Below are 16,502 nucleotides of genomic sequence, written 5' to 3'. Positions count from 1 at the left end.
CTGGAGAGTGTATGCGTTATTGCTTATTGTGCCTGAGTTTGCTGTTTTCTCCGCTGGCGACCTTCGCGCAAGATCACAGCTGGCAGCAGATCAAAAACGACGCCCGTGGCCAGACGGTGTGGTTCAACGCCTGGGGAGGCGATAACGCAGTGAACCAATATCTCGACTGGGTAAGCGGCGAGATGAAAACACATTACGCCATTAACCTGAAAATCGTGCGTCTGGCCGATGCTGCCGACGCGGTTAAGCGTATTCAAACAGAGGCCGCTTCCGGGCGTAAAACCGGCGGCTCTGTCGATTTACTGTGGGTGAACGGTGAAAACTTCCGTACGCTGAAAGAGGCAAACCTGCTGCAAACGCAGTGGGCGCAGACGCTGCCCAACTGGCGCTACGTTGATACCCTGCAGCCTGTCAGCGAAGACTTCTCCATCCCTACAGAGGGAGCCGAGTCACCGTGGGGAGGCGCGCAGCTTACTTTTATCGCTAACCGTGATGTGACCGAACAGCCACCACAAACCCCGCAGGCGCTGCTGGCATTTGCCAAAGCGCATCCTGGTACGGTGACCTACCCGCGCCCCCCGGATTTTACCGGGACGGCATTTCTTGAGCAGTTACTGATGGCGCTTACTACCCAACCACAAGCGTTGAAAATGGCGCCCGATACCGCGACGTTCGCTGATGTTACGGCTCCGCTGTGGCAGTATCTTGACACGCTGCATCCGTTTTTATGGCGTGAAGGTAAAGACTTCCCGCCTACGCCCGCACGAATGGATACGCTGCTGAACAACGGCGTACTGCGCTTGTCGCTGACCTTTAACCCCGCGCATGCACAACAAAAAGTGGTCAGCGGTGAATTGCCCAAAAACAGCTACAGCTTTGGTTTTACGCAAGGCATGATTGGCAACGTGCATTTTGTCACGATCCCGGCTAACGCCAGCGCCAGCGCAGGGGCGAAAGTCGTCGCCAACTTCCTGCTCTCTCCGGAGGCGCAACTGCGTAAAGCCGATCCCGCCTACTGGGGCGACCCTTCGGTTCTCGACCCGCAAAAATTACCTGCGGCACAACGTGAAGCTCTGCAGGCGCGGATCCCCAAAGGACTACCCACCGTGCTTCCTGAACCCCATGCGGCCTGGGTAAACGTACTGGAACAAGAATGGCTACGCCGTTACGGTACGCATTAATCCTGCTGATATGGAGCGTCATGGCGGTGATTTATTTGCCGCTGGTACCTGCCGCCATCGCACTTTTCACACCAGCGCTCTCCATCACTCATTGGCTGGCGCTGTTTGCCGATCCCCAGTTGCCGCAGGCGCTGATGGCGACGCTGGTTTCCGTGACGCTGGCGACCCTCGGTGCGTTGGTCATTGCCCTGTTGGCGATCCTCGCCATGTGGCCCGGCGCGGGCTGGGCGCGGCTGTGCACCCGGCTGCCGTGGCTGTTGGCGATTCCGCACGTCGCGTTTGCCACCAGCGTCCTGTTGTTGTTTGCCGAAGGCGGTCTGCTGTACCGCGTGTTGCCTTTTCTTACCCCACAGGCTGACCGCTACGGGATCGGTCTGGGCTTGACGCTAGCCGTCAAAGAGAGCGCTTTTTTGTTATGGGTACTCTCGGCCCTGCTCAGTGAAAAGCAGCTTGCCCGGCAGGTGACCGTGCTGGACTCGCTGGGATATAGCCGCCTGCAATGCCTCAACTGGTTGGTCTTACCCGCCATCGCACCGGCACTGGGAAAAGTGATGTTGGCGGCCACTGCATGGTCATTGTCGGCGGTGGATGTGGCGATCGTGCTGGGTCCGGGCAATCCGCCAACGCTTGCGGTGTTGAGCTGGCAATGGCTCACTCAGGGCGATGCCGACCAACAGATAAAAGGCTCGCTCGCCAGCCTGCTGCTGGTACTGCTGCTGTGTGTGTATGCGCTGGTTGGTTATCTGCTCTGGCGCAGCTGGCGGCGTACCCTGCCGGGGATTAGCGGGAAGCGTCAGCGTTTTTCATCCTATCCACTGGGGCGCTCACTGGCGCAACTGGTACCCGTAAGCGGCTTACTCTGCCTGCTGGTTCTGGTCCTGGTTGCACAGTATTCATTCATCGATAGCCAGACGTTATTCACCAGCCTGCAAGTGGGAATGATTGCCAGCGCACTGGCATTAATCACGCTGTTGCTATGGCTGGAATGGGGACCACAGCGCGGACATCGTTGGGTCTGGCTGCCGATTATCCTGCCTGCACTCCCGCTGGTCACCGGACAATATACGCTGGCGCTACACTCACAGCTGGATGGTCAATTGTTGACGGTTGTCTGGGGACATTTGCTGTGGGTCACACCGTGGATGCTGTTTATCCTCAAACCGGCGTGGCAGCGAATTGATCCGCGGTTAATGTTGATTGCGCAGACGCTGGGCTGGTCGCGGGAGCGCATCTTCTGGCAGGTGAAATGTCCGCTGCTGCTGCGTCCGGCGCTGATTGCTTTCGCGGTGGGATTTTCCGTCAGTATCGCCCAGTATATGCCGACCCTGTGGTTAGGGGCCGGACGCTTTCCCACGCTGACCACCGAGGCCGTTGCATTGAGCAGCGGCGGCAGCGCGGCACGGCTTGCGTCACAGGCGCTCTGGCAACTGCTGCTGCCGCTGTTGGTTTTCGCACTGTCAGCATTACTCTCCGCATGGGTTGGCCGCTGTCGACAAGGACTCCGCTAATGCTAATTGTGAAAAATGTTTCGCTACATCTGGGACCTTGCGTTCTGCTCAACGAGGCCAATTTCGAGGTCAACAAAGGTGACATTGTCACTATTATGGGTCCCTCCGGCAGCGGCAAATCATCGCTGTTCTCGTGGATGATTGGCGCACTTTCTCCAACGTTTCAGGCGAGTGGCGAGCTGTGGCTTAACGACCGGCGCATCGACTCGTTGCCCACGGCGCAGCGCCAGATTGGCATTTTGTTCCAGGATGCCCTGCCGTTCGACCATTTCAGCGTGGGGCAAAATTTGCTGCTGGCACTCCCCGCAAGTCTGAAAGGATCGGCCAGACGAGATAAGGTCGAGCGCGCCCTTGAGCGTGCCGGGCTGGCGGGGTTTTATCATCGCGATCCGGCGTCACTCTCCGGCGGGCAACGATCGCGTATCGCCCTGCTGCGCGCGCTGTTGGCACAACCACAGGCGCTGCTGCTGGATGAACCCTTCAGCCGACTGGACACCTCGCTTCGCGACGCGTTTCGCCAGTGGGTCTTTGCCGAAGTGCGCAAGCTGGGTATTCCCGTGGTGCAGGTTACCCATGACGCGCAGGACGTTCCGCCCGCGGGCCGCGTTTTGCAGATGGCAAACTGGGCGTGAATGTGGCGATATGCTGCGTTAACGCAATGATTTTATCAGGCTGGCGGCACAGAATGTCGTCTTCTTTTTTTCAACGTCGGGCTATTCGATGAAACGTGTTTCTCAAATGACCGCGCTGGCACTGGCTTTAGGGCTCGCTTGCGCTTCTTCCTGGGCTGCTGAAACAGCACAGACGCTCACCCTCCACCAGTTACAGCAGCAACAAGGCGCGGCAATCGATACCCGTCAAAGTGCGTTTTATAACGGCTGGCCGCAATCGCTTAATGGCCCTTCCGGCCATGAACCTTCCGCCCTGAACCTGTCTGCCGCCTGGCTCGACAACATGAACGACGAGCAACTCACCGCCTGGGTTAAGCAACATCAGTTAAAAACCGATGCACCGGTAGCGCTGTATGGCAGCGAAAGCGACATGCAGGCCGTTAAAGCGCGTCTGCAGAAAGTGGGCTTTAGCCAGCTTTCCACGCTCAGCGATGCACTGCAGGATCCCGCGCGCCTGCAGCGCCTACCGCACTTCGAACAGCTGGTCTATCCGCAGTGGCTACACGACCTGCAACAAGGCAAAGCCGTCACCGCTAAACCGGCCGGTGACTGGAAAGTCATTGAAGCGGCCTGGGGGGCACCGAAGCTCTATCTGCTCAGTCATATTCCGGGTGCCGGATACATTAATACCAACGAAGTCGAAAGCGAACCGCTGTGGAACAAAGTCTCCGACGCGCAGCTCAAAGCGATGCTGGCTAAACACGGTATTCGTCATGACACGACGGTGATTTTGTATGGCCGTGATGTCTATGCGGCGGCGCGTGTCGCACAGATCATGCTGTACGCAGGCGTGAAAGATGTTCGCCTGCTCGACGGCGGCTGGCAGACGTGGTCCGACGCAGGATTACCGGTCGAACGCGGCACGGCACCGACGGTTAAACCGGAGCCTGATTTTGGCGCGACGATCCCTGCCCAGCCGCAGCTGATGCTGGATATGGAACAGGCGCGTGGCCTGCTGCATCGTCAGGATGCGTCGCTGGTCAGCATTCGTTCGTGGCCGGAATTTGTCGGCACCACCAGCGGTTACAGCTACATTAAACCAAAAGGTGAAATTGCGGGGGCTCGTTGGGGTCATGCGGGCAGCGACTCCACGCATATGGAAGATTTCCATAACCCGGACGGCACCATGCGCAGCGCAGACGATATCGCCGCAATGTGGAAACAGTGGAACATCTTGCCGGATCAGCAGGTTTCCTTCTACTGCGGTACCGGCTGGCGTGCCTCGGAGACGTTTATGTACGCCCGTGCGATGGGCTGGAAAAACGTCTCGGTGTACGACGGTGGCTGGTTCGAGTGGAGCAGCAATCCGAAGAACCCGGTAGCCAGCGGCGAGCGCGGCCCGGACACCAGCAAGTAATCGCTGATTATTCCTGACGCTGGACCGATTTCAGCGTCAGGTATCCGCTCCAGATCCGCGTGAACGTTGTCAGCCAGCACAGCGCGCCAAATACCCACGCCAGCACGGCAAAATAATCAGGAAACAGACAGCCCAGCACGAACAGCAATATCGTCTCGGTGCCTTCGGTCAACCCACCTAAATAATAAAACGATTTATGCGCATAACCGGGGTTATCAATCTGATGCTTCGCCGCCAGCGCGGCAAAGGCCAGGAAACTACTGCCGGTGCCGATAAACGCAAACAATAGCCAGCTGCCCGCCAGCGCATTCTGCTCGGGTGCCGCCAGAATAAAGCCAAACGGCACCAGCGCGTAAAACAGAAAATCGAGTGAAATATCGAGGAATCCGCCGGCATCGGTCAGTCCCCTGCGCCGCGCCAGCGCGCCGTCCAACCCATCAAACAGACGATTAAGCACAATGGCGACCAGCGCCGCCGAATACCAGCCTAATGCCAGAAACGGCAAGGCCAGCACGCCAATAGCGAAACCGAAGAGCGTCAGACCGTCCGGCGAAATACCGGGCTTATCAATCATGCGAGCGCACTGATGTAGCAGCGGTTTTAACCGCGGATGAAGATGGCGGTCAAGCATGTGGCCGTCCTTTGAAACTGTCGCACAATCCCTGCGAAGGAATATCCAGCACGGCGTTAAAGCGTGCCGAGAGATTTTGAAAGGCAATCAGCGCGGTCATTTCGGTAATCGTGTCATCGGTAAAATGCTGCTGCATTTGCGTCTTCAGCGCATCATCAAGGCGCGGCGGCGTGGCAGTCATCGCATCCGCATAGGCCAGCGCCACACGCTCTTCTGCGCTAAACAGTGCAGACGATTGCCAGTTCGCCACCTGTAACACTTTATCCAGCGCCCCGCTGCGTTCGGCCAGCCGTAAGCTGTTGGCATCCACGCAGAACGCGCAATGACACACCTGCGACACCCGCGTCATCAACAGCGCGCGCATCACCGGGGTTAATCGCGCCCGTTTACGCTCCAGAAATCCGACAAACAGCGCGACCAGCCAAAACAGAAACGGCATACGCCCCCACCAGCGCGTGGGATGCAGCACGTCGCCGTAATGTTTTTTCTGCGTCGCGACAAGCGGTTTCAAACTGGAAGGGATACGCGTCAACGGTTTTACCCACGCCTGAGGATCGTTCAACGGTGACTCCTGAATACTTTAGATAAAACAAAGATAGCGATAGTATGTCACTTTCTGCTGTTAGATCTTGATGAATATGATGAAAACCCTCGACGTGGTCGCCGCTATCCTTGAACGTGATGGCAAAATATTACTCGCTCAGCGCCCGGCGCATGCGGATCAGCCGGGTATGTGGGAGTTTGCGGGCGGTAAGGTAGAGCCCGGCGAGAGCCAGCCGCAGGCGCTGAGGCGTGAACTGCACGAAGAACTCGGCATTGAGGCGATTGTTGGGCAGTACGTTGCCAGCCATCAACGCGAAGTATCAGGCCGGATTATCCATCTGCATGCCTGGCATGTGCCAGATTATCAGGGCGAACTGCACGCGCACGAGCATCAGCAACTGGTGTGGTGCCTACCTGAAGAGGCGCTGACGTATCCGCTGGCGCCTGCCGACATCCCGCTCTTACAGGCGTTTATTCTTTTACGCGACGCCAGACCAGCGGATTAGTGCCGATCGTTTTCTCATCGCGCTGGCATTGCAACAACACGCCATCAGCCTTGATCACCGCGCCTTCCGAATAGTTTTGATCCTGATAAACGCAGCACTGATTACAGGGCTGCGCCCGCTGACCGCTGGAACTGAACACTTCTGGCGGCACATTAACCTGCACATCCGGGCGATAAAGCTGATTTGCCAGTGCCGTGCTGGAGAGCAAAACCAGCGCACCTGCCATGATAAAACGGCGCATACTCTTTCCTTTTAAACTGACCTCTATGCTCAGTATAACGGTATAAACCGGCAGAAACTTTAGTCCCTTCCCGCATCGTTTTTAGTTATGACCTACGCCGCAATATTAATTTCCTTAGCGGGGTTAATTTTTTCTTGCGTCCCGTCACACTGCTGATGTTATAGTCAAAAACTGCACAACACATAACATAAACATCAAAAATATAACCATATCAATACATAAGAGGTTCTTATATCTATGGATCAGACATGTTCTTTGGCGTCATTTCTCAACCATGTGCAAAAGCGCGACCCGAATCAAACCGAGTTCGCGCAAGCCGTTCGTGAGGTCATGACGACGCTGTGGCCGTTCCTCGAACAAAACCCGCGCTATCGTCAAATGTCATTGCTGGAACGTCTGGTTGAACCTGAGCGCGTGATCCAGTTCCGCGTGGTCTGGCTGGACGATCGTAATCAGGTACAGGTTAACCGCGCATGGCGTGTACAGTTTAGCTCGGCGATTGGTCCTTACAAAGGCGGCATGCGTTTCCATCCGTCGGTAAACCTGTCGATCCTGAAATTCCTTGGCTTCGAGCAGACTTTTAAAAACGCCCTCACCACGCTGCCGATGGGCGGAGGTAAAGGCGGGAGCGATTTCGATCCAAAAGGCAAAAGCGAAGGCGAAGTGATGCGTTTTTGCCAGTCCCTGATGACCGAACTGTTCCGTCATTTAGGACCAGACACTGACGTTCCGGCGGGTGATATCGGCGTGGGCGGTCGTGAAGTCGGCTTTATGGCTGGGATGATGAAAAAACTCTCCAACAACAGCGCCTGCGTCTTTACCGGTAAAGGTCTGTCGTTCGGCGGCAGTCTGATCCGCCCGGAAGCGACCGGCTACGGCCTGGTGTACTTCACCGAAGCAATGCTTAAGCGCCATGGTCTGGGCTTTGAAGGCATGCGTGTCGCCGTTTCCGGCTCCGGTAACGTGGCGCAATTCGCCATTGAGAAAGCCATGGAGTTTGGTGCCCGTGTGGTGACCGCCTCCGACTCCAGCGGTACCGTGGTTGACGAGAGTGGCTTCACGAAAGAGAAACTGGCGCGTCTGTGTGCCATTAAAGACAGCCGCGATGGCCGCGTGGCGGATTACGCCCGTGAGTTTGGCCTGACCTATCTGGAAGGTAAGCAACCGTGGTCAGTGCCGGTGGATATCGCCCTGCCGTGCGCTACGCAGAACGAACTGGATGTGGACGCTGCGCAGATGCTGATTGCCAACGGCGTCAAGGCCGTGGCGGAAGGCGCAAACATGCCGACCACCATCGAAGCCACCGATCTGTTCCTCGAAGCGGGCGTACTGTTTGCGCCGGGTAAAGCCGCCAACGCCGGTGGTGTGGCGACATCAGGCCTGGAAATGGCGCAGAACGCCGCGCGTCTGGGTTGGAAAGCGGAGAAAGTGGATGCGCGCCTGCACCACATCATGCTGGATATTCACCACGCCTGCGTCGAGTACGGTGGTGAAAGCAAACAAACCAACTACGTGCAAGGCGCCAACATTGCTGGCTTCGTGAAAGTTGCCGACGCGATGCTGGGCCAGGGTGTGATTTAATCATCAGTCATGACCGCATTACAGGCCTGCCTCCTCTGAAGGCGGGCTTTTTTTCGCCGGACGTTTTCGCGGCGCGCTCTTTTTCTTCTCCGCGCCAGCCGGCGCGGTTATCCCGCGGAATCGGCGTACTGGCGTACGTTTAGCCTGGTCAATCAGCTGATACAGCGTGTCCACCAGCGGCTGCATAAAGTCCTGATAGCGGCACTGCTTTTCACTGATTTGCGTCAGGATCGACTCCCAGTGCGCGGTCATATCCGGACGCGTCGCCATTTCTGGCAACGAATGGAACAGCGCCTTTCCGGGATCCGTCGAGTGTATATAGCGACCCTTTTTCACCAGGAACCCGCGCTTAAACAGCAGTTCGATAATCCCCGCACGCGTAGCCTCCGTTCCTAGTCCGTCGGTGGCGCGCAGGATCTTTTTCAGATCTTTATCCTGCACAAACCGTGCGATCCCGGTCATCGCCGACAACAGCGTCGCGTCGGTAAAATGGCGCGGCGGCTGGGTCTGGCGTTCCACCACTTCGCCCTTTTCACACAGTAGTTCGTCATCACGAGCCACCACCGGCAACGGTGTGCCGTCGTTTTCTTCGTCGCGCTCTTTGTTACCCAGCAGCGTACGCCACCCGGCTTCCGCCAGGAAACGGGCTTTAGCAACAAATTTGCCTTTCGCAATATCCAGCTCAATGACGCACTTGCGGAATACCGCGTCCGGGCAGAACTGCATCAGATACTGACGCGCAATCAGGTTGTACACCTTGGCTTCATTGTCATTCAAATTGATGGATGAACTGCGCGCAGTGGGAATAATCGCGTGGTGCGCATCAACCTTTTTATCGTCCCAGCAGCGATTACGCGTATCGGGATTGACCGCAGGCTGCGGAAATAAATCCGGAGCGTGCACGCTAATCGCATTCATCACCGCATGGCGACCGGCAAAATGTTCTTCCGGCAGATAGCGGCTATCAGAACGCGGATAGGTAATCAATTTGTGGGTTTCATACAGCTTCTGGCAGATATCGAGCACGTTTTGCGCGCTCAGTCCGAAGCGTTTAGCGGCTTCAATCTGCAACGCCGACAGTGAGAACGGCAACGGTGCGGATTCTGATTCCCGTTTATCGTTATAGCTGGTGACTATCGCAGGCTGACCGTTGATGCGTTTCACCACATGCTCCGCCAGCGTACGGTTCAGTAAGCGCCCTTCTTCATCCTGATAAGGTTCACACGCCTCGCTCGGCTGCCAGATAGCGGTAAACCGCTCGTCGGCAGGTGTGACGATATGCGCTTTGACCTCAAAGAAATCTTTGGCGACGAAGTTTTCAATCTCTTCATCACGGCGCACCACCAGACCAAGCACCGGCGTCTGCACACGCCCCACGGACAGCACGCCCTGATAACCCGCGTTACGCCCAAGAATGGTATAGGCGCGCGTCATATTAATGCCGTACAGCCAGTCGGCACGCGCTCGCGCCAGCGCCGAAACGCACAGCGGGATGAACTCGCTGTTGGCGCGCAGACGAGAAATTGCCCGCTCCACCGCCTGTGGGTTAAGGTCGTTAATCAGACACCGTTGTACCTGATGACGCTTTTCCGGCGCCAGTTGCAGGTAATCCAGCACTTCATCGACCAGCAGCTGTCCTTCACGATCGGGGTCTCCCGCGTGAATGACTTCACTGGCCTCATGCAGAAAGCGCTTGATGACGTTGAGCTGTTTGGTGACGGAGGGACGCGGCTGCAGTTGCCACTTTTCCGGTACAATCGGCAAGTCGACCAGACTCCAGCGTGCATAGCGACTGTCGTAGGCGTCTGGCTGCGCCTGTTCAAGCAGGTGACCGATACACCAGGTCACCACTTGCCCATTTCCGCATTCAATAAAGCCATCACCTTTGCGATGTGGCTTAGGGAGCACATCGGCAATCGCGCGCGCCAGACTCGGTTTTTCGGCAATAAACAACCGCATCGAATTAACGGATCTCAACCATGGCGCGACCGCCACGTGCTTCAACCAGCTCACCAATCGCGGTGAGATCAATGCCAAACTGCGCGGCAACCGCTTTCACTTCAGCCTCAGATTCCGGTGTTACCGCCAGCAGCAGGCCGCCGGAGGTTTGCGGATCGCACAGCAGGTCTCGTACCGCCTGCGGCATCTCACCCATCAGATGCCCGTAGCTGGCAAAGTTACGCTGCGTGCCGCCCGGCACTGCGCCCTGCGCGATGTACTCTTCAACACCAGGTAGTTTTGGAATATCCTGGTAAACGATTTGCGCCTGAACGCCCGCGCCCTGACACATTTCGCTCAGGTGTCCCAGCAGGCCAAAACCGGTCACGTCGGTCATGGCTTTCACGCCTTCAATGTCCGCAAACGCTGCGCCCGCAATATTCATGCGGCACATCACTTCCGTCGCCAGCCCAACATGCTCAGGCTTAAGCAGCGATTTTTTCTCAGCGGTGGTCAACACGCCAATGCCCAGCGGCTTGGTGAGGAACAGCTTGCATCCCGCTTCTGCGGTGCTGTTTTTCTTCACGCGCTCGGTCGGGACCACGCCCGTCACGGCAAGACCAAAAATCGGCTCCGGGGCATCAATAGAGTGACCGCCTGCCAGCGCAATACCGGCCTGGCGACAGGCGAAACGCCCGCCTTCGGTCACTTCACGGGCGACTTCCGGTGCCAGTTTATCGAGCGGCCAGCCCAGAATCGCGATAGCCATAATCGGTTTGCCACCCATCGCGAAGATATCGCTGATGGCGTTGGTCGCGGCGATGCGGCCAAAATCAAACGGATTATCGACAATCGGCATAAAGAAATCGGTGGTGCTGATAACGCTGGTGCCATTACCCAGATCGTACACGGCCGCGTCGTCGCGGGTTTCATTCCCCACGAGTAAATTCGGATCAACAAATTTCGCCTGCTCGCTGTGCAGGATGGTTTCCAGCACTTTGGGGGAAATTTTACAACCGCAACCGGCTCCGTGGCTGTATTGCGTTAAACGAATAGCGTGCTCGCTCATGGACATCTCCTGTCATTGCAATCGTGCTATGGTAGCGCTCATTCCATGATGTGGTAAGAGTGACTGTCTGAATTCGGGTGTCTTTGCTCATAATCCAGACAGTTTAGCCGCTGAAATCAGAAATACTGGACGAATGCGCTCGGATCGGCAGGGTTAATCGTGGTGGATGCTTTAAGCTGTGGCGTGCCCAGATAGAGGAAGCCGACAATTTTATCCTGCGCACGACAGTCAAATGCCTCGCGCACCACTGCACTTTCGGTTAATGCACCGCTGCGCCAGATCCCGCCAAAGCCTTGCGCAATCGCCGCCATTTGCATGGCCATTACCGCACAACCCGCTGACATTTCCTGTTCCCACAGTGGAACCTTGTCACTTTCTTCACATTTCGCCACCACCGCAATAATCAGCGGGGCACGAAACGGCGCAGTACGCGCTTTTTCGACAGCCTTTTCGTCGCCCTCTGCGGCAATAGCCCCTTTTTCGAGCACGGCGCTAAAACGCTCACGCCCTGCACCTTCAATCACAAAGAAACGCCACGGCTGCAGCGATTTGTGATCCGGGGCGCGCATCCCCGCCCGCAGGATATTTTGCAGTTGCTCACCCACGGGAGCGGGTTCAACAAGACGAGAGGCGCTACGGCGGGTAAGAAGTAATTCGAGTGCATCCATTTGCTTAACTCCAACAATGAAATTTGTTCACAAAATTAACACGTGAGCGGATTTTGTTACAGCGCCGGCGGTGATTCCTGCTGACAATTGCCTGCCGGGTCATTACGATAGCCACATCTTAACGCCTTCTCCGCTAAAACGGGGGGCGTGTTGTTCATCGGTAGGGAGAATACATGCGAACCCTGTGGCGTTTTATTGCCGGAATTTTTAAATGGACGTGGCGAATACTGAATTTCGTCCGCGAATGTGTACTGAACCTGTTCTTTATCTTTTTGGTCCTGGTGGGCGTGGGGATCTGGATGCAGGTCAGCAGTAGCACCTCCAGCGAACACGCGGAGCGTGGCGCACTGCTGCTCGATATCTCCGGCGTTATTGTCGATAAGCCCTCGAGCACCAGCCGCTTAAGTGTCATCGGACGTCAGCTGTTTGGCGCCAGTTCCGATCGCCTGCAAGAAAACTCACTGTTCGATATCGTTAACACCATTCGCCAGGCAAAAGACGATCGCAACATCACCGGCATCGTGATGGATTTAAAAAACTTTGCCGGGGCCGATCAGCCGTCCATGCAGTATATCGGCAAAGCACTGCGCGAATTCCGCGACAGTGGAAAACCGGTATTTGCCGTGGGCGATAACTTCAGCCAGGGACAGTATTACCTCGCAAGCTTTGCCAATAAAATTTGGCTCTCCCCGCAGGGTTCGGTTGACCTGCACGGCTTTGCGACCAACGGTCTGTATTACAAGTCTCTGCTGGATAAACTAAAAGTCTCCACCCACGTTTTCCGCGTCGGTACCTATAAGTCCGCCGTCGAGCCGTTTATTCGCGACGATATGTCCCCGGCCGCACGTGAAGCCGACAGTCGCTGGATTGGCGAGCTGTGGCAGAACTATCTCGATACCGTTGCCGCTAACCGCCAGATCCCGGCGCAGCAAGTGTTCCCGGGCGCACAGGCGATGCTTGACGGCCTGACGAAAGTGGGTGGCGACACCGCGAAGTACGCCCTCGACAATAAACTGGTCGATGCTCTCGCCTCCAGCGCTGAAGTGGAAAAACTGCTGACTAAACAGTTTGGCTGGAGCAAAACAGAGAAGAACTACAGTGCCGTCAGCTATTACGATTACACGCTAAAAACCCCGGCGGATACCGGTGACAGCATTGGCGTAGTCTTCGCCAATGGCGCGATCATGGACGGAGAAGAAACACCGGGCAACGTCGGCGGCGACACCACTGCGGCACAAATCCGTGAAGCGCGTCTCGATCCGAAGGTAAAAGCCATTGTCCTGCGCGTTAACAGCCCAGGCGGCAGCGTCAGCGCCTCGGAAGTGATCCGCGCTGAGCTGGCTGCAGCAAAAGCGGCAGGTAAACCGGTGGTGGTTTCCATGGGCGGCATGGCGGCCTCCGGCGGTTACTGGATCTCAACCCCGGCAAACTACATTGTGGCGAACCCCAGCACCCTGACCGGCTCCATCGGCATCTTTGGCGTGATCAACACCGTTGAAAACAGCCTCGATTCCATTGGTGTACATACTGACGGTGTGGCGACCTCGCCGCTGGCCGATATTTCCGTCACCAAAGCGTTACCGCCGGAAGTGCAGCAGATGATGCAACTGAGCATCGAGAACGGCTATAAGCGCTTCATCACGCTGGTCGCGGATGCACGTAAGACAACGCCAGAGCAGATTGATAAAATCGCCCAGGGCCACGTCTGGACCGGTCAGGATGCAAAAGCGAATGGTCTGGTCGACAGTCTCGGCGATTTCGACGACGCTGTAGCAAAAGCGGCAGAACTGGCGAAACTGAAACAATGGCACATTGAGTATTATCAGGACGAGCCCACGTTCGTTGATATGGTCATGGACAGCATGTCTGGTTCCGTTCGCGCTATGCTACCAGAAGCCATTCAGGCCATGCTCCCGGCACCACTGGCCTCTGCGGCAAGCGTGGTAAAAACCGAAAGTGATAAGCTGGCCGCGTTTAACGACCCGCAGAACCGTTATGCGTTCTGCCTGACCTGCGCCAACGTCCGCTAACTCTTGACCCCTCTTCGGGATGAAGAGGGGTTTTTCTTTGAGACAGAAGAAAAGTCATGCAGAAGAAATCGATTTACGTTGCCTATACCGGCGGTACCATCGGTATGCAGCGCTCAGAACAAGGTTACATTCCGGTTTCCGGCCATCTTCAGCGTCAACTGGCATTGATGCCTGAATTCCACCGCCCTGAGATGCCAGACTTCACCATTCACGAATATGTCCCGCTGATGGATTCCTCCGATATGACGCCAGAAGACTGGCAGCATATTGCGGAAGATATTAAAGCTCACTACGACGAATACGACGGTTTTGTGATCCTGCATGGCACCGACACCATGGCGTTCACCGCCTCAGCGCTGTCGTTTATGCTGGAGAATCTGGGCAAGCCGGTTATTGTGACAGGGTCACAAATCCCACTGGCTGAGCTACGTTCAGACGGACAAATCAATTTGCTGAATGCGTTGTACGTTGCGGCCAATTATCCGATCAATGAAGTCACTCTGTTCTTCAATAACCGACTGTATCGTGGTAATCGCACTACCAAAGCGCACGCCGACGGTTTTGACGCCTTCGCTTCACCTAACCTTGCACCTTTACTGGAAGCCGGGATCCACATCCGTCGTTTGGGCACCCCGCCCGCGCCGCACGGTGCGGGCGAGCTGATTGTGCACCCTATCACCCCGCAGCCGATTGGCGTGGTCACGATTTATCCTGGAATTTCCGCAGACGTGGTGCGTAACTTCCTGCGCCAGCCAGTCAAAGCGTTAATTCTGCGTTCTTACGGCGTGGGCAATGCCCCGCAGAATAAAGAGTTCCTGAAGGAGCTTGAGGATGCCAGCTCACGCGGTATTGTGGTCATTAACCTCACGCAGTGCATGTCCGGCAAGGTCAACATGGGCGGTTATGCGACGGGGAATGCGCTGGCACATGCGGGCGTGATTGGCGGTGCGGATATGACCGTTGAAGCAACACTGACCAAGCTGCATTATTTGCTGAGCCAGGGTCTGGACACGCAGGCCATCCGTGACGCGATGACGCAAAACCTGCGCGGTGAACTGACGCCGGATGATTGAAGGAGGAGTGACGATGGCACGAGCATTACTGCTGGTTGATTTACAAAACGATTTTTGTGCCGGAGGCGCACTTGCCGTTCCAGAAGGTGATAGCACCGTGGATGTCGCCAATCGCCTGATTGATTGGTGTTCGCTGCGCGGTGAGAAGGTTGTTTCCAGTCTGGACTGGCATCCGGCTAATCACGGCAGCTTTGCCAGCCAGCATCAGGTCGCCCCTTACACCCAGGGACAACTGGACGGCCTGGCGCAGACGTTCTGGCCGGATCACTGTGTACAGAACTCGCAGGGAGCGGCCCTGCACCCTCTGCTGAATGAGCGCGGCATTGATAAGACGTTCTATAAGGGCGAAAACCCGCAGGTTGACAGCTACAGCGCATTTTTTGATAACGGTCGCCGTCAGGCAACGGAACTGAATGCGTGGCTTATGCAACAGCGTATTACCGACCTCATCATCATGGGGCTGGCAACCGACTACTGCGTGAAGTTTACCGTCCTCGATGCGCTGGAACTGGGCTATACGGTGAACGTCATTACCGACGGTTGTCGAGGGGTGAATATTCAGCCTCAGGACAGCACGCAGGCGTTTATGGAAATGGCCGCTGCGGGTGCAACGCTGTATACGCTGGCAGACTGGGAAGAAACTCAGCGTTAAGTTTATTGCCGGATGGCGGTGAAAATAGCTTATCCGGCCTACACATGGTCACTAATAAACTCTGATCCCCACGTCGTGCACAATAGGTTATGATTATCACCATCTGCTGCGCCTGACGTTGGCGCAGCTTTTCATATTCTACAGGAGCACGAGGTTTTATGGCTTTTATCCCTAAAAATTACGCCCGTCTGGAAGTCGGATACCGGGAAAAGGCGCTTAAACTGTTCCCCTGGGTCTGCGGGCGCTGTTCGCGCGAGTTCGTGTATTCCAACCTGCGAGAGCTGACGGTACACCATATCGATCATGACCATTCCAATAACCCGGAAGATGGCAGTAACTGGGAGATGTTATGCCTGTATTGCCACGATCATGAGCACTCGAAATACACCGAAGTGGATCAGTATGGTTCTACCGTGGTGGCAGGCGAAGATGCGCAGAAAGACGTCGGCGAGGCGAAATACAACCCGTTTGCCGACCTTAAGGCGATGATGAACAAGAAGTAAGACTTTGCAGGTCCGTTACGGTAAGCCGTGCCGGACCTGCGAATTCATGTTGTTTCCGCAATCAGGATTTGAACGTCGCAATCGGCTCAGGCGTTATCCCAAATTCAACTTTCAGCTGCTGCTTACTCTTCATGACCATCTCACCGTTGGTGTCGATAGTCATATGCTGCGCATCGATATTGTTACGCGCCTGCCATAACATCACCAGTTGCATGCTGTTCTCTTTTTGTTCTGCCGTCAGCGCGACGCCATCCGGCCATTTTCCCAGCTCAACGGCCGTCGATAAGCGCTGATAAACTTCCGGCGTCATGCTGTTAATCATCTCATCAAGATTCATCTTAAACCCACTC

17 protein-coding genes are annotated in these 16,502 nt (G+C 56.0%); 10 read left to right on the top strand and 7 right to left on the bottom strand.

Annotated features, from left to right (window positions below):
* Positions 1–11: 11 nt before the first annotated feature.
* The 4 genes from FDW95_RS22890 to FDW95_RS22875 all read left to right on the top strand — a co-directional run bounded on the left by FDW95_RS22890 (position 12) and on the right by FDW95_RS22875 (position 4,717).
* Positions 12–1,181 (top strand): ABC transporter substrate-binding protein, encoded by a 1,170-nt coding sequence (locus tag FDW95_RS22890; RefSeq protein ID WP_115258683.1) that lies wholly within the window; start codon positions 12–14, stop codon positions 1,179–1,181.
* A complete protein-coding gene (locus tag FDW95_RS22885; RefSeq protein WP_115258684.1) occupies positions 1,154–2,689 on the top strand; it encodes a thiamine ABC transporter permease in 1,536 nt (511 codons plus the stop codon). Before FDW95_RS22890 ends, FDW95_RS22885 begins: the two co-directional genes overlap by 28 nt.
* Positions 2,689–3,321 (top strand): ATP-binding cassette domain-containing protein, encoded by a 633-nt coding sequence (locus FDW95_RS22880; protein ID WP_115258685.1) that lies wholly within the window; start codon positions 2,689–2,691, stop codon positions 3,319–3,321. Before FDW95_RS22885 ends, FDW95_RS22880 begins: the two co-directional genes overlap by 1 nt.
* A gap of 88 nt (positions 3,322–3,409) precedes the next feature.
* Positions 3,410–4,717 (top strand): sulfurtransferase, encoded by a 1,308-nt coding sequence (locus tag FDW95_RS22875; RefSeq protein WP_115258686.1) that lies wholly within the window; start codon positions 3,410–3,412, stop codon positions 4,715–4,717.
* Between the two features lie 7 nt (positions 4,718–4,724).
* Here FDW95_RS22875 and FDW95_RS22870 read toward each other — a convergent pair whose 3' ends face one another.
* Together FDW95_RS22870 and FDW95_RS22865 are read right to left on the bottom strand one after the other, a co-directional pair.
* Positions 4,725–5,348, bottom strand: a complete 624-nt coding sequence (locus tag FDW95_RS22870) for a CDP-alcohol phosphatidyltransferase family protein (RefSeq protein WP_115258687.1) — start codon at positions 5,346–5,348, stop codon at positions 4,725–4,727.
* A complete protein-coding gene (locus FDW95_RS22865; RefSeq protein ID WP_115258688.1) occupies positions 5,341–5,910 on the bottom strand; it encodes a carboxymuconolactone decarboxylase family protein in 570 nt (189 codons plus the stop codon). The genes FDW95_RS22870 and FDW95_RS22865 overlap by 8 nt, the downstream gene beginning before the upstream one ends.
* A gap of 79 nt (positions 5,911–5,989) precedes the next feature.
* Between FDW95_RS22865 and FDW95_RS22860 the strand changes: the two genes are divergently transcribed.
* Positions 5,990–6,397 carry a pyrimidine (deoxy)nucleoside triphosphate diphosphatase gene (locus tag FDW95_RS22860; RefSeq protein WP_115259956.1) on the top strand — a complete coding sequence of 136 codons (408 nt, stop codon included), beginning with the start codon at positions 5,990–5,992 and terminating at the stop codon, positions 6,395–6,397.
* Here the strand turns inward: FDW95_RS22860 and FDW95_RS22855 are convergent.
* Positions 6,363–6,638: a YnjH family protein gene (locus FDW95_RS22855; protein WP_115258689.1), complete on the bottom strand. Its 276-nt coding sequence runs from the start codon at positions 6,636–6,638 to the stop codon at positions 6,363–6,365. The genes FDW95_RS22860 and FDW95_RS22855 overlap by 35 nt on opposite strands.
* Positions 6,639–6,875: 237 nt before the next feature.
* On the opposite strand from FDW95_RS22855, the gene gdhA reads away from it, so the two are divergent.
* Positions 6,876–8,219 carry an NADP-specific glutamate dehydrogenase gene (gene gdhA, locus FDW95_RS22850; RefSeq protein WP_096757292.1) on the top strand — a complete coding sequence of 448 codons (1,344 nt, stop codon included), beginning with the start codon at positions 6,876–6,878 and terminating at the stop codon, positions 8,217–8,219.
* 18 nt (positions 8,220–8,237) lie between these two features.
* Here the strand turns inward: gdhA and FDW95_RS22845 are convergent, their stop codons facing one another.
* The 3 genes from FDW95_RS22845 to FDW95_RS22835 all read right to left on the bottom strand — a co-directional run bounded on the left by FDW95_RS22845 (position 8,238) and on the right by FDW95_RS22835 (position 11,894).
* On the bottom strand, positions 8,238–10,178 hold the full coding sequence (locus FDW95_RS22845; protein ID WP_115258690.1) for a DNA topoisomerase III: 1,941 nt from the start codon (positions 10,176–10,178) through the stop codon (positions 8,238–8,240).
* Between the two features lie 4 nt (positions 10,179–10,182).
* Entirely contained in the window at positions 10,183–11,226 is a 1,044-nt protein-coding gene (gene selD / locus FDW95_RS22840; RefSeq protein WP_115258691.1) for a selenide, water dikinase SelD, read from the bottom strand.
* 116 nt (positions 11,227–11,342) lie between these two features.
* Entirely contained in the window at positions 11,343–11,894 is a 552-nt protein-coding gene (locus FDW95_RS22835) for an NAD(P)H nitroreductase (RefSeq protein WP_096757296.1), read from the bottom strand.
* Positions 11,895–12,067: 173 nt separating this feature from the next.
* On the opposite strand from FDW95_RS22835, the gene sppA reads away from it, so the two are divergent.
* From sppA to yajD, 4 genes are all read left to right on the top strand, one after another.
* Complete coding sequence (sppA, locus tag FDW95_RS22830; RefSeq protein ID WP_096757297.1) at positions 12,068–13,924, top strand: signal peptide peptidase SppA; 1,857 nt, start codon at positions 12,068–12,070, stop codon at positions 13,922–13,924.
* A gap of 56 nt (positions 13,925–13,980) precedes the next feature.
* Complete coding sequence (ansA, locus tag FDW95_RS22825) at positions 13,981–14,997, top strand: asparaginase (RefSeq protein ID WP_096757298.1); 1,017 nt, start codon at positions 13,981–13,983, stop codon at positions 14,995–14,997.
* 13 nt (positions 14,998–15,010) lie between these two features.
* Complete coding sequence (gene pncA / locus FDW95_RS22820) at positions 15,011–15,649, top strand: bifunctional nicotinamidase/pyrazinamidase (RefSeq protein ID WP_115258692.1); 639 nt, start codon at positions 15,011–15,013, stop codon at positions 15,647–15,649.
* Between the two features lie 158 nt (positions 15,650–15,807).
* Positions 15,808–16,152, top strand: a complete 345-nt coding sequence (gene yajD, locus FDW95_RS22815) for an HNH nuclease YajD (RefSeq protein WP_003030690.1) — start codon at positions 15,808–15,810, stop codon at positions 16,150–16,152.
* 61 nt (positions 16,153–16,213) lie between these two features.
* Here yajD and FDW95_RS22810 read toward each other — a convergent pair whose 3' ends face one another.
* Complete coding sequence (locus FDW95_RS22810) at positions 16,214–16,489, bottom strand: YeaC family protein (protein WP_115258693.1); 276 nt, start codon at positions 16,487–16,489, stop codon at positions 16,214–16,216.
* Positions 16,490–16,502 lie beyond the last annotated feature (13 nt).

The sequence above is a fragment of the Citrobacter sp. wls718 genome (assembly GCF_005280945.1).
GTDB lineage: Bacteria > Pseudomonadota > Gammaproteobacteria > Enterobacterales > Enterobacteriaceae > Citrobacter > Citrobacter gillenii.
This window is presented reverse-complemented; position numbering and strand designations above follow the sequence as displayed.